The 15,922-nt window shown below is 58.9% G+C and carries 15 protein-coding genes and 3 tRNA genes; 7 read left to right on the plus strand and 11 right to left on the minus strand.

Annotated elements, in window-relative coordinates; all coding sequences use genetic code 11:
• Window positions 1-67: 67 nt before the first annotated feature.
• Entirely contained in the window at window positions 68-970 is a 903-nt protein-coding gene (locus tag G5193_RS12715; protein ID WP_064338862.1) for a sulfite exporter TauE/SafE family protein, read from the plus strand.
• On the opposite strand, the gene G5193_RS12720 is transcribed toward G5193_RS12715, so the two are convergent.
• Window positions 885-1,700, minus strand: coding sequence for a hypothetical protein (locus tag G5193_RS12720; RefSeq protein ID WP_216956498.1), 816 nt, complete (start codon window positions 1,698-1,700; stop codon window positions 885-887). The two genes, G5193_RS12715 and G5193_RS12720, sit on opposite strands and share 86 nt — an antisense overlap.
• A 217-nt stretch (window positions 1,701-1,917) precedes the next feature.
• Window positions 1,918-3,204 (minus strand): glutamate-1-semialdehyde 2,1-aminomutase, encoded by a 1,287-nt coding sequence (gene hemL, locus G5193_RS12725; RefSeq protein WP_139410053.1) that lies wholly within the window; start codon window positions 3,202-3,204, stop codon window positions 1,918-1,920.
• Window positions 3,205-3,448: 244 nt separating this feature from the next.
• On the opposite strand from hemL, the gene clcA reads away from it, so the two are divergent.
• From clcA to erpA, 3 genes are all read left to right on the plus strand, one after another.
• On the plus strand, window positions 3,449-4,837 hold the full coding sequence (clcA, locus tag G5193_RS12730; RefSeq protein WP_421206140.1) for a H(+)/Cl(-) exchange transporter ClcA: 1,389 nt from the start codon (window positions 3,449-3,451) through the stop codon (window positions 4,835-4,837).
• Between the two features lie 91 nt (window positions 4,838-4,928).
• Window positions 4,929-5,624: a DUF6776 family protein gene (locus G5193_RS12735; protein ID WP_201946964.1), complete on the plus strand. Its 696-nt coding sequence runs from the start codon at window positions 4,929-4,931 to the stop codon at window positions 5,622-5,624.
• 87 nt (window positions 5,625-5,711) lie between these two features.
• Entirely contained in the window at window positions 5,712-6,062 is a 351-nt protein-coding gene (gene erpA, locus G5193_RS12740; protein WP_005340225.1) for an iron-sulfur cluster insertion protein ErpA, read from the plus strand.
• Between the two features lie 138 nt (window positions 6,063-6,200).
• On the opposite strand, the gene nhaC is transcribed toward erpA, so the two are convergent.
• Window positions 6,201-7,610, minus strand: a complete 1,410-nt coding sequence (gene nhaC / locus G5193_RS12745; protein ID WP_005357819.1) for a Na+/H+ antiporter NhaC — start codon at window positions 7,608-7,610, stop codon at window positions 6,201-6,203.
• A 301-nt stretch (window positions 7,611-7,911) separates the two neighbouring features.
• On the opposite strand from nhaC, the gene G5193_RS12750 reads away from it, so the two are divergent.
• Window positions 7,912-8,121, plus strand: coding sequence for a hypothetical protein (locus G5193_RS12750; protein ID WP_005357820.1), 210 nt, complete (start codon window positions 7,912-7,914; stop codon window positions 8,119-8,121).
• On the opposite strand, the gene G5193_RS12755 is transcribed toward G5193_RS12750, so the two are convergent.
• From G5193_RS12755 to rsmC, 7 genes are all read right to left on the minus strand, one after another.
• Window positions 8,116-8,388 (minus strand): late competence development ComFB family protein, encoded by a 273-nt coding sequence (locus G5193_RS12755; RefSeq protein ID WP_005343036.1) that lies wholly within the window; start codon window positions 8,386-8,388, stop codon window positions 8,116-8,118. The genes G5193_RS12750 and G5193_RS12755 overlap by 6 nt on opposite strands.
• A gap of 109 nt (window positions 8,389-8,497) precedes the next feature.
• A tRNA-Leu gene (locus G5193_RS12760) sits at window positions 8,498-8,583 on the minus strand.
• Between the two features lie 71 nt (window positions 8,584-8,654).
• Window positions 8,655-8,740: transfer RNA gene (locus G5193_RS12765), tRNA-Leu, on the minus strand.
• A 53-nt stretch (window positions 8,741-8,793) separates the two neighbouring features.
• Window positions 8,794-8,879 (minus strand) — tRNA-Leu (locus G5193_RS12770).
• Between the two features lie 128 nt (window positions 8,880-9,007).
• The gene (gene glgA, locus G5193_RS12775) at window positions 9,008-10,468 is read right to left on the minus strand and encodes a glycogen synthase GlgA (RefSeq protein WP_058058561.1); all 1,461 of its coding nucleotides are present in this window, start codon (window positions 10,466-10,468) and stop codon (window positions 9,008-9,010) included.
• Window positions 10,458-11,675: a glucose-1-phosphate adenylyltransferase gene (gene glgC, locus G5193_RS12780; protein WP_216952148.1), complete on the minus strand. Its 1,218-nt coding sequence runs from the start codon at window positions 11,673-11,675 to the stop codon at window positions 10,458-10,460. The genes glgA and glgC overlap by 11 nt, the downstream gene beginning before the upstream one ends.
• 151 nt (window positions 11,676-11,826) lie before the next feature.
• Window positions 11,827-12,855 carry a 16S rRNA (guanine(1207)-N(2))-methyltransferase RsmC gene (gene rsmC / locus G5193_RS12785; RefSeq protein ID WP_421206141.1) on the minus strand — a complete coding sequence of 343 codons (1,029 nt, stop codon included), beginning with the start codon at window positions 12,853-12,855 and terminating at the stop codon, window positions 11,827-11,829.
• Window positions 12,856-13,135: 280 nt separating this feature from the next.
• On the opposite strand from rsmC, the gene dapA reads away from it, so the two are divergent.
• Window positions 13,136-14,008 carry a 4-hydroxy-tetrahydrodipicolinate synthase gene (gene dapA / locus G5193_RS12790; protein ID WP_005357833.1) on the plus strand — a complete coding sequence of 291 codons (873 nt, stop codon included), beginning with the start codon at window positions 13,136-13,138 and terminating at the stop codon, window positions 14,006-14,008.
• A gap of 78 nt (window positions 14,009-14,086) precedes the next feature.
• Here dapA and G5193_RS12795 read toward each other — a convergent pair whose 3' ends face one another.
• The gene (locus tag G5193_RS12795) at window positions 14,087-15,055 is read right to left on the minus strand and encodes an inorganic triphosphatase (protein ID WP_421206142.1); all 969 of its coding nucleotides are present in this window, start codon (window positions 15,053-15,055) and stop codon (window positions 14,087-14,089) included.
• 169 nt (window positions 15,056-15,224) lie between these two features.
• On the opposite strand from G5193_RS12795, the gene G5193_RS12800 reads away from it, so the two are divergent.
• Entirely contained in the window at window positions 15,225-15,905 is a 681-nt protein-coding gene (locus G5193_RS12800; RefSeq protein ID WP_100654622.1) for a TIGR00153 family protein, read from the plus strand.
• Window positions 15,906-15,922 lie beyond the last annotated feature (17 nt).

The following is a 15,922-nucleotide window of genomic DNA, read 5'->3' on the forward strand; positions in this document are numbered from 1 at the left end:
TTAATTCCGGTCAAGATTTTTTCTGCTGCTTGCCTTAGAATCGCCGCCCGTTGCAGGAGAAACCCCTATGTTAGTTGATATTTTACGGCTGGTTTTTATAGCTGGAGGCCTCGTATTCATCTTTATGCTGGTGCAAGCCTGCTGGCGGAAGAAGCAGAGTGGATCCTTTGAGGCGACCCCCTTCTGGCCGGTGGCGTTGATCGGTGGGGTTGCCAACTTTCTCGATACCCTGGGGGTGGGCAGCTTTGCGGTAAAGACCGCCTGTTACAAGCAGTTCAAGCTGATCGATGATCGGGTGCTGCCGGGTACCCTAAATGGGCAGTGCGTGCTGCCGACCGTGACTCAGTCGCTGATCTTCGTCGGCGCAGTCGCAGTGGAGCCGCTGACGCTGATCAGCATGATGATGGCCGCCGCAGCTGGCGCAGCCTGGGGCGCTCGTCATGTGGCCTCGTTTGATCGGCAGACCATCCGGTTGGTGATGGCCATCTCCTTGCTGGTCGTCGCAGGGCTTATCTTTGCCGGTCTGCTGGGTCTTTTCCCTGTAGGCGGCGATGCGATGGGGCTCAGCGGCTACAAGTTGGCGATCGCCCTGCTCGGCAACTTCATCTTCGGAGTGCTGATGAATGTCGGTATCGGCCTGTTTGCTCCCTGCATGACGCTGGTTTATCTGCTGGGGATGAATCCGCTGGCGGCGTTTCCCATCATGATGGGCTCCACCGCCGTGCTTAGCGTTTTCTCCGCAGGCACCTTTATCCGCAAAGGGGCGTTTGATGCCAAGGCGGTGCTGGCGGTAGCCATCTTCGGTCCCATCGGTGTGGTGCTGGCAGCCATGCTGGTCAAATCCATGGATATGGAGATGCTGAAGTGGCTGGTTGCCTTTATCGTCATCTATACCTCCTGGACCATGTACGCCTCCTGGCGGGCGGCGCGTCGCTCCCCTGTGCAGCTGACGGTGGAGAGCGCAGGCTAGCCTGTACCAGTGCCGCTTCGGCCTTGGCCCCCAGAAAGACATAGAGGCCCAGCGCCAGCAGCAAACCCACCGCGCACCCCATCACTCCGACCGCAGGCCAGAGCAGCTCGCTCTGGCCGAGCGAGCCTTTGAACAGCAGCAACAGTCCCTCGATGGAGACCGCGATCAGGATGGCGGCGATAAAGCGGGTGATGGTGCGACGAATGGCGCTGTGGCGGAAGATATCCTTATGCAGCAGTACCTCCTCTTCCAGAATGGTCTTGCCCAGATCGAACACCGCCAGTGCCAGCGTCAGGAAGATGATGGCGCTAAAGGCGCCGAGCTGGTTCTGCTGCTCGCCGCACAATAGCTGGTAGAGCTGCTCCAGCCCGTGCCAGATGAGCGTCGCGACGATGAGAAACAGCGCCATGCTGAGCACCACATAGACCGCCTTGAACCAGGGCATGGCGCGGCGGCGCTCCCTGTCTCCCATCAACCAGCCAATCAGCTGATTCAGACAGACGGTGATCTCCCGTCCTTGCCCCTGCACGATAAGGTGCAACCGGTTATGGGCGGCCGGTGCCGCAGGCTGGATGCACATCGGCCCCTGATAATGGTCAATGCTGACGACAAAGGGATACCCCTTGAGCGAGACAAGGGGGGCGCTGAGCAGCCCCTGCAGTAGCGGGGTCAACTCCTCCTGATACTCCTGATAGCGCCGCAGCACATCGATGGGGCTCATCTCTGCCATATGGACCTCGGTGACGTGGGCTCTTGTGGTGAATGTGCAAATAGTGGGCCTACTTTATGACAGGGATGGCAGGGCAAGTTGCACCAGAGGATGACAAAACGACGGATGACGAGGGGGAATGCACCAGAACTGGGCGCATCGATGCCCTGTCTGGTGATCGCTGCACAGCAATAGATAAGGGCCCATGACGGGCCCTTCTGCGACAACCTGCGGCGATTTAGCCAGCCAGCTTGGCGAAGCTGCGCTCGGCGGCAGCCAGGGTATGTTCGATCTCCTTGTCGCCGTGAGCCAGAGACAGGAAGCCCGCCTCGTAGGCGCTCGGCGCCAGATAGACACCCTCTTCCAGCATGAGATGGTAGAAGCGCTTGAAGCGTTCCATGTCGCAGCGGGTGACCTGCTCGTAGCGGGTGATTTCGGGCTCGTCGGTGAAGAAGAAGCCGAACATGCCGCCCACATAGTTGATGGCGAGCGGGATGCCGTGCTTGGCTGCGGCCGCTTTCAGTCCCTCGGCAACACGAGCCGTCTTGGCGCTCAGTTGCTCATAGAGACCCGGCTCCAGCAGCAGATCCAGCATGGTCAGACCGGCCGCCATGGCCACCGGGTTGCCGGAGAGAGTACCCGCCTGATAGACAGGGCCGGTCGGTGCAATGTATTGCATCACCTTCTTCTTGCCGCCGAAGGCGCCCACAGGCATGCCGGCACCGATGATCTTGCCGAGGGTGGTGAGGTCGGGCTCGATGTTGTAGTGGCCCTGGGCACCGCGCAGGGAGACGCGGAAGCCGGTCATCACCTCGTCCAGGATCAGCAGGGCACCGAACTCGTCACAGATGGCGCGCAGCCCTTCCAGGAAGCCGGGGACCGGCGGGATGCAGTTCATGTTGCCTGCGACCGGCTCGACGATGATACAGGCAATTTCGCTGCCGTACTGGGTGAAGGCTTCACGCACCGAATCCAGATCGTTGAAGACGCAGGTCAGGGTGTGCTTGGCGAAATCGGCCGGAACGCCCGGGCTGTTCGGTTGACCCAGGGTCAGGGCGCCGGAACCGGCCTTGACCAGCAGGGAGTCGGCGTGGCCGTGGTAGCAGCCCTCGAATTTGACGATCTTGTCGCGGCCGGTGTAGCCGCGGGCCAGACGGATGGCGCTCATGGTGGCTTCGGTGCCGGAGTTGACCATCCGAACCTGCTCCATGGAGGGGACGATCTGGCGGACTTTCTCGGCCATCAGCACTTCGATCTCGGTCGGCGCACCGTAGCTCAGCCCCTTCTCAACGGCCTTGATGACGGCGGCTTTGATGGCGGGGTGGTTGTGACCCAGCAGCATGGGGCCCCAGGAGCCGATGTAATCCACATAGGCCTGACCATCCACATCATAGAGGTAGGCGCCATCGGCGTGATCGATGAAGCGGGGCGTGCCGCCGACCCCATTGAAGGCGCGTACCGGTGAGTTGACGCCACCCGGAATGGTCTGGCGGGCCTGTTCAAACAGCTGATCTGATTTTGACATGGATCATCCTTAATGGGATTTTGGTCGTCACACAAGGGATTGCAGCCGATTGAGACTCGGCAGGTCGGAGCATCAGGAGTATGCTTTGCGCTCTCGCCACCCGGACTCTCGGTCTGCTCCCGTGACAAAAATTTAACGGGCCGACTATAGCAGAAAGCCCCAGCCCTGGGCAGCCGAGCAACGCGCCGGGTGATCCTGATCTCAGCTAGCTGACGATATGGTTTTTCCAAGTTGGTGTAACAAGATGGCGCAACAAGCTCTCTCCTCTGAAGCCGATACCTCTGCGCGGGGGCCGCTTTCCCGCATTATCCGGCAAGACAAGATGCCCTTGCTGGTTCTGTTGCTGGCGGCGCTGGTCGGCACCCTGGCCGGACTGGTGTGCGGCCTGTTCGAATCGGGAGTCCACTGGCTGGCAGAGCAACGCATTGCCTTGCTGGCCGACCGTCCCTGGTGGCAGCTCGGTCTGCTCGGCTTTGGCTTCAGCGCCTTGCTGGGATTTGTCGGCTACTTCCTCACTCATACCTTTGCCCCGGAAGCGGGCGGTTCCGGCATTCCCGAGATCGAGGGGGCGATGGATGATCTGCGCCCGGTGCGGTGGTGGCGGGTGTTGCCGGTCAAGTTCTTCGGTGGCATCTGCACCCTGAGCTCCGGTATGGTGCTGGGGCGGGAGGGACCTTCGGTACAGATCGGCGGCAACCTCGGCAAGATGGTGGCGGATATCTTCCGGCTGCCCAAGGAACATGGCCATGCCCTGTTGGCCGCCGGTGCGGCGGGCGGTCTGGCTGCTGCCTTCAATGCGCCGCTGGCGGGCATCCTGTTCGTGATGGAGGAGATGCGACCGCAATTCCGCAACTCCTTTCTGGCCATCAAGGCGGTGGGGATCTCCGCCATCATGGCGACCTTGATGTTGCAGAACATGAAAGGGCAGGGAGCGGTGATCACCTTGCCCCACTACGATGCGCCAGCCCTCAAGGCGCTCTGGCTGTTCCTCTTTATGGGGGCCACTTTCGGGGTGCTCGGTTTTGTCTTCAACAAGTTGGTGCTGGCCTGTCAGGATGGCTATCTGGCGTTGCATCAGAACAAGCGCCACCGTTTCGTGGCCATCGGCATGCTGGTCGCCGGGACCTTTGGGGTGCTGTCGCTGTTTGCCCCCTCGGTGACGGGGGGCGGCACCGAGCTTATTCCCCATCTGATGGGGGATGAGTATGCGATGGCGAGCCTGTTCCTCATCTTCTCGGTGCGGCTGGTCGCGACCCTCATCTGCTTCTGTTCCGGTGCCCCGGGCGGGGTGTTTGCGCCGACCCTGGCGTTGGGCACTCTGTTTGGCGTGGTGTTCGGCCATCTGTTTCATGCGGCGTTTCCGGAGCTTGGCATCGAGCCCGGCGCCTTTGCCATCGCCGGAATGGGGGCGCTGTTTGCTGCCACAGTGCGTGCTCCCATCACGGGCATCGTGCTGGTCACCGAGATGACCGACAACTATCAGCTGATCCTGCCGATGATGATCACCACAGTCGGTGCGACTCTGGTTGCCCAGTGGCTGGGTGGCCGACCGATCTATTCCCAGATCCTAGAGCGAACTTTACGGCTCGCCGCGCGTCAAAAGCGGGGTGATGGCAGCGCCACGGCCAGTTAATTTTTCCCTTTATCGCCAGTGACCCCGGTCCGGGCGGTATAGTGAAGGGAGAGGCGCTGCCGTAAATGGCGTGATAACGGGATGAGGGGCTATGTCCAATCTATTGAAGTTATTGGTCGTGTTAGCCGTTGGCGGGCTCATCGGTTACTTTGTCGGTAACCGCCAGGAGCTGGCCCAGAGCAGCCTGTTGGTGGTGCAGCAGGAGACGCTGGATCGTCAGGGCAAGGCCATCGGCCAGCTCAAGACCGAATTGGGGGTGAAAGATACCCGGCTGGCGACCCAAAAAGCGGCCTTCGAGCAGTTGCAGACCACCTTGAAGAGTCAGGAGGCGCAGGTGCAGGAGCTCAAGCGCCAGCTGGCCTTTTTCGAGCGGATCATGCGCCCCACCGGCGAACAGGTGGGGGTGGTGATCGATAACCTGACCTTGCAGGAGACCAGCATTCCCGGTCGCTACCACTATCGTCTCGCCCTGACCCAGCCCGCCAAAAAGCGGGAGCTGTTTCGTGGTCAGGTGCAGATCCGGGTTGAGGGGAGCCTGGCTGATAAGCCGAAGACGCTGACCGGTCGCGATCTCGGAATGAAGGTGAGCGAGTGGCGTTATGCCCTGCGTTATTTCCAGCTGCTGGAAGGGAATTGGCAGTTGCCGGAAGGCTTTGTGCCGGATCGGATCCGTGTCACCATCAACAAGGATGGCAGGCAACCAGCGCAAGAGCTGCTGGTTGAGTGGGGCGAGGTGATCAAGCCGCTGGTCGCCACACCGCCTGCTCCGGTTCCCGCGGCCGGTTAAACGTGGTGAATACTTGAACTGAATGGTCGGGTATTGGATAATTTCGCGGTTTCCATGTTTGTGGATCTAATGGTTGTGAGGTCAGTAATGAGTGCAGTAGCAGAAGCCCCGCTGCCCATCCAGATGACGGATGCGGCGGCCAACAAGGTGAAGAACCTGATCACCGAGGAAGAGAATCCCGAGCTGAAGCTGCGGGTATACATCACGGGTGGGGGCTGCTCCGGTTTCCAGTATGGCTTTACCTTTGATGAGAAGATCAACGACGGGGACACCGTAGTCGAGAAGAATGGCGTCACCATGGTGATCGATCCCATGAGCCTGCAATATCTGGTAGGCGGCAGTGTGGATTACACCGAGGGTCTGGAAGGTTCACGCTTTACCGTGACCAACCCCAATGCCACCACGACCTGTGGCTGTGGCTCCAGCTTCTCCATCTGATCGGCGTATCGGTCTGATGAAACGGCTCTCGGCAACGAGGGCTGTTTTTGTTTGTGGTGATCAGTGTGCTCCATCAAACAGCATTTCTCTGAAACAACAAAGGCGCCTTGATGGCGCCTTTGTTGTTTGCAGGATGGCTTAGCGGGAGCTTGCCGCCGCGACCAGCGGGATCCGGTTCACCGCCTTGCCCATGTAGGCGAGGGTGATGGTCACAATGATGCAGGTGAAGCTCAGCCACATGTAGGGGAGGTAGTCGAGGGTGGCCACTCCCAGTACCCCGGCCATGAAGATGCCATTGTCGCTCCAGGGCACCATGCCGCAGGTGAGGGTGCCGCCAAACTCGGCGTTGCGAGAGAGGTTCTTGCGCGCCAGTCCCAGTCGGTCGTAGTTCTTGGCCATGATCTTGGGGGTCAGGATCAGCGACACATACATGGCTGAGCCGAACACGTTGGCCAGAAACGCGGTGCCGATGGTGTGGCTGGTCAGGCTGCCGACGCTATTGATGCGCTTCTCGAAGGCGCTGGCGATCACTTCCAGAATGCCAACCTTCTCCAGCAGGCCGCCAAACCCGAGACCGAAGATGATGACCGCGACCGAGCCCAGCATGGACTCCATGCCGCCGCGACCGAGAATGTTGTCGATAAAATCGATGCCGGAGGTGATGGCAAACGGACTATAAGCTGAGTGCATCGCTTTGACCGGATCCATGCCCTGGAAGGCGATGGCCCAGATCAGGCCCAGCAGGGCGCCGAAGCTGATCACCGGGAAGGCGGGCTTGCGGTTGGCCAGCAGACCCAGCACCAGCACCACGGGGACTATGGCCAGCGGGGTGATGTTGAACTGGTTGTCGAGAGCCTCCATCACCAGATTGACCTGCTCCAGGCTGACATTACCCGAATACTGCATGCCCACCACGGTGAACAGCACGGCGGTGATGACATAGGAGAGCAGGCTGATAGGCAGCATCCCCTTGATATGCTCCACCACGTCGACGTTGGACATGGTCGAAGCCAGCACTACTGAGTCGGAGAGCGGAGAGAGCTTGTCACCAAAATAGACGCCGGAGAGCACGGCACCGGCTACCAGCGGCGCAGGCACGCCGAGGCTGTGGCCGATCCCCATCATGGCGATACCGGCGGTGGCGGCAGAGCCCCAGGAGGTGCCGGTGGCCAGCGAGGTCAGGGAGCAGATGATCAGGGTCGCCAGTAGGAAGATGGACGGGTGAATCACCTTGAGGCCGAAGTAGATGATGCTGGGGACTATGCCACCGGCAATCCAGGTGCCGACCAGAGCACCGACGGAGACCAAGATCAGGATGGCCCCCATTCCCTTGGCAACGCCGTCAACGGCTGCCTGTTCCAGGGATTTGTAATCGTGGCCGAGTTTGATGCCAAGCCCCATAATGACGAACCAGGCGATGAACAACGCCAGCTGGATCGGCAGATCGAGCACGCTGGTGAACGAGAATGCCAGGGCCAGGAAAATGGCCAGACAGGCAAACACCTGTGCCATGCCCGGTAGTCGGATGTGGTTTTGTTGGTTTTGCATAGATACTTCCTAAACTCTTGCTCGCCAAGGTCACTCCCTCTCGTCCTGTGGATACATCGATCCCGAGGAGGCAACCCAAAAAGAGGCCGCAATCTACCACAAACCCGGCGGGTTAAAGCCCCATCAAATTGGCAAAAATGCACATTTGATTGAAAAAATCACAAATTAGTTGATCTCATAACCCGTTTTTGAGCGGCCTGTTGACACAAAGGGGCACATCCGAAGCTTGCCTGTGACGCCACTTGCATCCCCATCAGATGAAGATGATAATTATTATCAATTGTTGATTGGGGAGAAAACAATGCGCTGGATATTGCGGGGGATGATGTTGCTGGTGGCGGTGGCCGTACTCGCATGGGGTCAGGATAAAGAGTACGGCACCTGGAGTGCCGGTTTTCTGCTGGCTGCCTGGGTGATGCTGGAGCCCGGATTGCGGCCCGCCTTGATCTTGCTGCCAGTGGCCGGGTTGACCGGTATCGTCACCCTGCTCTGGCAGCAGCCCTGGTTATGAGCTTTTGACGGGAGCCTGCTTGATCTTCTGCTGTGCCACCTTGAGCGATTCGACCACCAGTTTCTCCATTTCGGTACGCTTGGCGTCGGTCAGGAAGTAGATCATGTCGACATTGTGGCGAATATAGTGGGCCGGAAGCTGGTTGAGGGTGAGGCAGCAGAGGTCGGCCATCTGATCGCTGTTGAGCTTTTGCTGCAGCCCCTGTTTCTCAATCTCCTTGAGCACCAGATGTTCGTAAAAGTTGTGAATGTCGGTATCCAGTATCATATGCGTTCCTTGGCATGACGATGAGCGGGGAGTCGTCAAAAGCATAGCCATAACAAGGAGTAAAAACAAAAGGCCCATCACTTTCGTGATGGGCCTTTTGCGTAATGAATGGTGCGAAGAGAGGGACTCGAACCCTCACATCCGTGGGACACTAACACCTGAAGCTAGCGCGTCTACCAATTCCGCCACCTTCGCACACTGATTTTCTCCAGCTGGTTTTTAAATGCGGTTGGAGCGCATTGCTCTGTTTTTACATGTCAGAAGCATGGTGCGAAGAGAGGGACTCGAACCCTCACACCCGGGGGGCACTAACACCTGAAGCTAGCGCGTCTACCAATTCCGCCACCTTCGCACATTCGGGTTTTCTAGTTGGATTTACATGCTGCTGAATCAGCATGGCAGTATTGGTGCGAAGAGAGGGACTCGAACCCTCACATCCGTGGGACACTAACACCTGAAGCTAGCGCGTCTACCAATTCCGCCACCTTCGCATCACTGCGGAGGGGGATTCTATAGAGTTTTGGGGGAGCGTCAACAGCCAAAGGGGACTTTTTTCGCTGTTGACGCCCAAAGTGGCGCCAAGGGTACAAAACTTCAGCAATTAGCCGACGTCTGGCATTCAGTAACGGCCCAATGCGTTCTGATACATCCGTTCATACTGGGTGACCGAGTCAGGCCAGTTGAAGCGGGTGCTCATGGCATTGCGCTGCACCTTGGCAAAACGCTCCTTGTCCTGCAGGAAATAGAGCAGGCTGCGGCGCATGGTATCGAGCAGGATGGCGGCAGTCGGATCGTTGAAGCAGAAGCCGGTAGCATGCTCGGGATCCGCATCCCAATCCACCACGGTATCTTTCAGACCCCCCACGGCGCGCACCAGTGGCAGGGTGCCATAGGCGAGACTGTACATCTGGTTGAGGCCGCAAGGCTCGAACAGCGAGGGCATCAGGAAGAAGTCGGCACCGGCTTCGACCAGATGAGCCAGCCGATCGTCATAGGTGTTGATGAAGGCGAGCTTGCCCGGATAATCCCGGGCCATGGTTTGCAGTTGCGTGGCGAGCGCAGGATCGCCAGAGCCGACGATCACCACTTGTACCTGATGGTGGAGGAATTTCTCCAGCGCAGGGAGCAGCAGGGGAACGCCCTTCTGCTCGGTCAGGCGGCAAACCATGCCGTAGATGGGCAAGTCCGCCACGGCCAGCCCCGCCTCCTGCTGCAGGCTCTCTTTGCAGATCTGTTTGCCAGCCATGTTGTCGATGCTGTAGGTCGCAGGCAGGAATTCGTCGAACTCCGGATCCCAGTCCTTGTAATCGCAGCCGTTGAGGATGCCGCAGAGATCCGCCGCCCGCTGCTGGAAGATATGCGCCATGCCGTGGGCGCCGAGGTGAGTCAACAGCTCCTGGGCATAGTTGGGACTGACCGCATTGATCTTGTCGGCGTAGAGCACCCCGCATTTGAGCAGATTGACGTGGCCGTAGTCGTAGTTGATGCGGCGTTCGTAGTCGGCGATCTCGGGCATGGCCCAGAACTGCTCGCGGCCAAACACCCCCTGAAACGCCGCGTTGTGAATGCTGATCACGCTGCGGGTCTGCTGGAAGAAGGGGTTGTGGGCATGACGGGTTTTCAGCAGCAGCGGCAGCAGGCCGGTGTGCCAGTCGTTGCAGTGGGCGATGTCCGGCGCAAAGCCGAGTTGCTCGCAGGCATGGAGGGCCGCGGCCGAGAAGAAGGCAAAGCGCTCGCCATTATCCGGATAGGCCTGATTGTTCTCGGCGTAGAGCTGGGGACGATCGAAATATTGCGGGCAATCGAGCAGATAGACGCAGACGCCATCCAGCTCCATCTGGTAGATGCGATAACCGATATCCGGCAGCCCGGGGTGGGTTGGCAACCAGCGAGAAGCGACCAGTCTGGCCTCATCCCGTCGCTTTATCGTCTTGTAGAAGGGGAGCATGATCCTGACATCATGCCCCTTCTGGGCCAGGTACATCGGCAGGGCTCTGGCGACATCGGCCAGGCCCCCGGTCTTGACCAGCCCCTCAACCTCCGAGGCAACAAACAGGATTTTCAGTGGGTTAATAGCCAACTCTTGCTCCCTTAGGTACCACCACGATACCGCCTTCGGATACGGTAAATCGCTCTCTATCGTGGTCGAGATTTTCACCGATAACGGTGCCGGGCGCAATTTCAACGTTTTTATCTATGATCGCGCGCCGGATGGAGCACCCCTCACCAATCTTGATATCCCCCAGCAGCACGGACTCACTGATGTGGCTGCAGGGGCCAATATTGCAGCGGAAACCGAGGATGGAGCGCTGGATCTGGCTGCCCTGAATGAAACAACCGGCGGAGATCAGCGAGTTGGCTATCTTCACCTTGCACTCGTCGCTGTCGATGAAGGTAGCTGGTGGCAGCGCCGGATAGTGGGTGTGCAGTGGCCACTTGCGGTTATAGAGGGAGAAGGGGGGATTGTCGGCCACCAGGTCCATGTGCGCTTGCCAATAAGAGTCGAGAGTGCCCACATCCCGCCAGTAGACGTGCGGTTTCTCGCCGGGGATGACGTTGGTGCTGTAGTCATAGACATAGACGGGGGCGCGCGGGTAGAGGCTCGGGATCACATCCTTGCCAAAGTCGTGGCTGGAGTTCTCCTCGGCGGCATCCCGCTTCAACTCACGGCAGAGGGCATCGGTCTCGAAGATGTAGTTGCCCATGGAGACCAGCGCCTGGGTCGGATCGCCGGGAATGTGCTTGGGCTGCTTCGGTTTCTCCTGAAAGCCGATCATCCGTCCTTCGGTATCTACCTCGATCACCCCGAAGGCGCTCGCCTCTTCGATGGGCATGCGCAGGGCCGCGACTGTCATGGCAGCATTTTTTTGTTTGTGGAAAGTGACCATCTGGCTCACATCCATCTTGTAGATGTGGTCGGAGCCGAAGATGCAGACGTGATCCGGTTCGGCCCGCTCGATAAAGCCGAGGTTCTGGTAGATGGCATCGGCGGTGCCGTCATACCAGCGTTTGCCCATCCGCATCTGGGCCGGGATGGGATCGATAAAGCGGTCGGTGATACCGACGATATTCCACCCCTTCTTCATGTGCAGATAGAGGGACTGGGATTTGAATTGGGTTAGTACATAGATGCGTAGAAAGTCTGCGTTGACGAAGTTGTTGAGAACAAAATCGATCAGCCGGTAGCTGCCACCGAAGGGGACGGAAGGCTTGCTGCGGGTGGTGGTCAGAGGCTGCAGGCGAGTACCTTCGCCACCAGCCAAGATCATGGTCAAAATGCCAGCCATCGTATTTCTCTCCCTGAATGAACAACATGAAAAGGTTTTCAAAGCTCGGTATAAAAACACCCCTAAAGGGGTGGTTTTTATCGTGCTCTTAGTACCTTACCAGATCCCGTATGGGGCTCTCTAGCTGTTTTCTTGTACTGCTTACACTTAATTACACTTTGCTCAGATAGACCTTGAATTTGGCATCACTGCTGATCACTTCAGTCCGTTTGAAGTGTGTCTCCAGTATAGGCTGATAGCGCAAGAAGGCGTTGGCAACAATGGTCAGCGAACCATTTGGCAGCAAAAATTCCGGCGCCTTGGCCAGGAACTGCTCGGTCGCCGCATAGAAGGTTTTGAGACCCGCATGGAATGGCGGGTTGGAGACGATGTGCTGGAAACGGGTGGAGACATCCGAATAGACATCGGAAGCGGTGACCTTGCCCTGCAGACCGTTGATTGCCAGGGTGCGGCGGCTCGATTCGAGCGCCAGCGCGCTGATATCCACCATGTTGACCTGCAGATCCGGATTGCGCTTGGCCAGCACAGACCCAATTACCCCGGCGCCGCAGCCAAAATCGAGCAGCTCGCCCTTCATCGGTGGCACGGCGGCCAGCAGCATCTGGGTGCCGAGATCCAGCTCGGCGGCGCTGAAGACGCCGGGCAGCGCCAGCACGGTCAGCTCGGTATCATCCGCCTTGCACTGATAGCGGCCAAACCAGCTATCCAGATTGAAAGGTTCAACCGGCTTGCTCAGCTCACCGTGATAGAGCGAGCAGCGGCGCGCCGAATCGCGCTTTATCGGCTTTTCGCCATAGGGGGCCAGCAGCTTGTCGGCGCCATTGATGCCGCCGCGGTTTTCACCGGCCAGGAACAGATCGGCACCCGCTTCCAGCAAGGGGGTCATCATGGCCAGCAGATATTGTGCCTCGGCCTTGGCCTTGGGCATCAGCAGCAACAGGGCATCGAAGCGGGGGGCACCACCTAGCTGGTGGTCAAACAGGATCGCCTCGCCGAGGGCGGCCTGCTGGCTGCGGTAGTAGCAGTAATCGGTGGTAAAGACGGTCAGGGTCTGGGCCAGGCTCGCCAGCTGGCGGGGGTAGTCATCCTCCAGCGCGCCACAGACAAGTAGCCGCTTGCCGACAAAGAGGGCTTGGTTTCGTTCCAGCATCTGGCTGACGGCACTGATAGGGCTGCTCATCGGGTCTCTCCACGCAATTTTGGGCGGCCATTATACATAGCCCCTTTCGCCTTGACATTTATGCCGTGTTCCCGAAATATGCCCAGACACCATTTTTTGACCAGAGATGACGAAATGCGGTTCAACGGGTCGAAACGAAAGCACAAAAAAAGCCTGAAATTCGGGCCTGCCGACGTTCGCGCGTAACCTCTCATCCCTGAGAAGCTTCAAACCCCGGTTGCGCACATCGTACCGGGGTTTTTTATTGCCATATGCGCGTCATTTAGGAGAAGGAGATCCCATGTTTCAAGGTTCAATCGTTGCGTTGATCACCCCGTTTCGACAGGGAAAGCTGGATGAAGAGGCGCTGCTGCGTCTGGTGGAGTGGCATATCGAGCAGGGTACTCACGGCATTGTGCCGGTGGGTACCACGGGGGAGAGCCCGACCCTGACCCACGACGAGCACTGCCGGGTGGTGGAGCTGGTGGTCAAACAGGTCGCTGGCCGTATTCCGGTGATTGCCGGAGCGGGCTCCAACAATCCGGTCGAAGCCATCGAGTACACCCTCCATGCCGAGCGGGTGGGGGCTGATGCCACTCTGCATGTGGCCGGTTACTACAACCGCCCCAATCAGGAGGGGCTCTACCACCACTTCAAGGCGGTACACGATGCCACCGCCAAGCCGATCATTGTCTACAACATCCCGCCGCGCGCCATCGTTGACGTGCAACCCGCGACCCTGGCCCGTCTGGCCGAGCTGCCGCGCATTGCCGGGGTGAAAGATGCCACCGGCGATCTGGCGCGCCCCTGGACCGAGCGCCAGCTGATCAAAAAGCCTTTCGCCTGGCTATCCGGTGAAGATGCCACGGCTGTGGCCTACAACATCGGCGGCGGTCAGGGCTGTATCTCGGTGACCGCCAACGTGGCGCCCAAGCTGGTGGCCGAGGTGCAGAACCTCACGCTGGCTGGCAAGTGGCAAGAAGCGCGTGAGCTGCAAGACCAGCTGATTCCGCTCCATCAGGCGATGTTTGCCGAGCCGAGCCCGGCCGGTGCCAAATATGCCGCTTCCCTGCTCGGTTTCTGCAGCGAAGAGTGTCGCCTGCCGGTGATGCCACTGTCGGAAGCGACCCGCGAGCGCATTCGCAGCGCCATGCAGCAGCTCAACCTGCTGTAATGCAAAACGGGTGAGCCAAGGCTCACCCGTTTTGTTTTTGGCTTTTGTTTCTGGCCTTTATTTACGACATCGCACCACTCAGGCTGCGTGATGCAGCCAGGCGGCGATGGCCAGCTGCAACTCGACATACGCCGGATAGAGGAAGAGATCGGCCAGTTCGGCAGGCCACTCGTTTTGCTCGTCCGATTGGGCTTGCAGATGGGCGTGCAGGCTGGTCAGAGCTGGCAGCCAAGGTGCGGGTTGTGGCAGCGCGGCCGCACTGCGGGCGACCAGATCGATCCCCTGGCACAGGGCCGCGAGTGCCTGCTGTTGAATGCCTTTATCCTGAGGATGCTCCAGCCAGAGCTGCTCGTGGTGCTGCCAGTGACCCAGCCCCTCGCTTACCCCCGTTATGCCATCCATACCTTCATGCTCGAGCAGCGCCTGCAGGGACAGCGGTTTGCCAAGACCAGCCAGTCGATAGCCGCGCTGAGCCTTGGATTGGGCGCCAAGGCGTAGCCCGCCGATCCTGGCGAGGCGTTGGGCCAGCGCAAACAGCGCCGCGGTAGCGCCTGATTTGAGCTCCAGTTCCAGTTCGTTGATGGTGGTGCTGCCTTGGCTGCCGACTATCTCGCCCTGATCCCAGGCCAGCTCAATCTCGGCCCCCTCGAAGACGATCAGCCAGTGGCGGCGCAGGAAGTCGGTGCGAAACTGGGCGACCAGCTGCTGCTGAATGTGGTCACGCTCGGTCAGGGTCGGCCAAATTTCATCGGGAAAGGCCGAGAGGGTCGGCAGATCGCCGCTCACGGGGGTGTTGTACTCGGGTCTGGCGTGCAGGCCGCCCACCACCTGGCCACGGCATTTGATGGTCTGTTCGGCGAAGGCGTTGCAGCGGCGGATCCGCAGTCCCATCTCCAGCTGGCGCAGAGCTAGGGTCGGCGTATCGAAATAGACGTTGCCGAGCTGCTGTTGTGACGATTCTTTAATCTCAAGAGAATTCAGCAGGTTGGATAACTTGGCTTGAATGTCGCGGGCGACAAAAAACTTTATCTCGATCTCAGTTTGCATAGTCATTCCGGGCTGGCAGGCAACTTTGGGGGGCAGGATTCGGGTCGCGGGGATATAATGCCCGCGAGACGACTAGATTAATTCGCGGTTTAATTGAGGGCGCAGTTCGGTTACCATGCGCGCCTCATAAAATCGTATCGAGTGTTTTTTCACCGACACAGGTTTGGCCATGCCAGTAAATACTATTTTGGGGCTTTTTGCCAAGTCCCCCATCAAGCCGCTGCAGAAGCATATCGTCAAGGTTCACCAGTGCTCACAGCAGTTGGTTCCTTTCTTTGACGCCGTTGCCGAAGACCGTTGGGAAGATGCCGAGAAGATCCGGCAGCAGATCGCCCAACTGGAAAAAGAGGCAGATACCCTCAAGCGTGAAATCCGTCTGAAACTGCCTCGCGGCCTGTTCCTGCCGGTTGCACGTACCGACCTGCTGGAGCTGTTGACCCAGCAAGACAAGATTGCCAACCGTGCCAAGGATATCTCCGGCCGCATGCTTGGCCGTCGCATGGAGTTCCCCGCTGAAATGCGGACGGATTTCATGGCTTACCTCAAACGTTGTATTGATGCGACCGCTCAGGCCGAGAAAGCGATCGGGGAGCTCGACGAGCTGCTCGAGACCGGCTTCAAAGGACGGGAAGTGGAAATGGTTGCCGAGATGATCCACCAGCTGGATCTGATCGAGGACGATACAGACACCATGCAGATTGGACTGCGCCAACAGCTGCAAGCGGTTGAGCAGAACTACAATCCGATTGATGTGATGTTCCTTTACAAGATCCTCGAATGGGTAGGTGACCTGGCAGATCAGGCCGAGCGCGTAGGCGCCCGTCTGGAACTGATGCTGGCTCGTTCGTAATCGACTGACTGGGTAAA

The sequence above is a fragment of the Aeromonas sp. 601027 genome (assembly GCF_049174455.1).
Classification (GTDB): domain Bacteria; phylum Pseudomonadota; class Gammaproteobacteria; order Enterobacterales; family Aeromonadaceae; genus Aeromonas; species Aeromonas veronii_A.

Excerpts from the sequence above, each read along its gene's own strand:
- G5193_RS12715 (WP_064338862.1), top strand. The coding sequence starts at position 68 with ATGTTAGTTGATATTTTACGGCTGGTTTTTATAGCTGGAGGCCTCGTA.
- G5193_RS12720 (WP_216956498.1), bottom strand. The coding sequence starts at position 1,700 with ATGGCAGAGATGAGCCCCATCGATGTGCTGCGGCGCTATCAGGAGTAT.
- hemL (WP_139410053.1), bottom strand. The coding sequence starts at position 3,204 with ATGTCAAAATCAGATCAGCTGTTTGAACAGGCCCGCCAGACCATTCCG.
- clcA (WP_421206140.1), top strand. The coding sequence starts at position 3,449 with ATGGCGCAACAAGCTCTCTCCTCTGAAGCCGATACCTCTGCGCGGGGG.
- G5193_RS12735 (WP_201946964.1), top strand. The coding sequence starts at position 4,929 with ATGTCCAATCTATTGAAGTTATTGGTCGTGTTAGCCGTTGGCGGGCTC.
- erpA (WP_005340225.1), top strand. The coding sequence starts at position 5,712 with ATGAGTGCAGTAGCAGAAGCCCCGCTGCCCATCCAGATGACGGATGCG.
- nhaC (WP_005357819.1), bottom strand. The coding sequence starts at position 7,610 with ATGCAAAACCAACAAAACCACATCCGACTACCGGGCATGGCACAGGTG.
- G5193_RS12750 (WP_005357820.1), top strand. The coding sequence starts at position 7,912 with ATGCGCTGGATATTGCGGGGGATGATGTTGCTGGTGGCGGTGGCCGTA.
- G5193_RS12755 (WP_005343036.1), bottom strand. The coding sequence starts at position 8,388 with ATGATACTGGATACCGACATTCACAACTTTTACGAACATCTGGTGCTC.
- glgC (WP_216952148.1), bottom strand. The coding sequence starts at position 11,675 with ATGGCTGGCATTTTGACCATGATCTTGGCTGGTGGCGAAGGTACTCGC.
- rsmC (WP_421206141.1), bottom strand. The coding sequence starts at position 12,855 with ATGAGCAGCCCTATCAGTGCCGTCAGCCAGATGCTGGAACGAAACCAA.
- dapA (WP_005357833.1), top strand. The coding sequence starts at position 13,136 with ATGTTTCAAGGTTCAATCGTTGCGTTGATCACCCCGTTTCGACAGGGA.
- G5193_RS12795 (WP_421206142.1), bottom strand. The coding sequence starts at position 15,055 with ATGCAAACTGAGATCGAGATAAAGTTTTTTGTCGCCCGCGACATTCAA.
- G5193_RS12800 (WP_100654622.1), top strand. The coding sequence starts at position 15,225 with ATGCCAGTAAATACTATTTTGGGGCTTTTTGCCAAGTCCCCCATCAAG.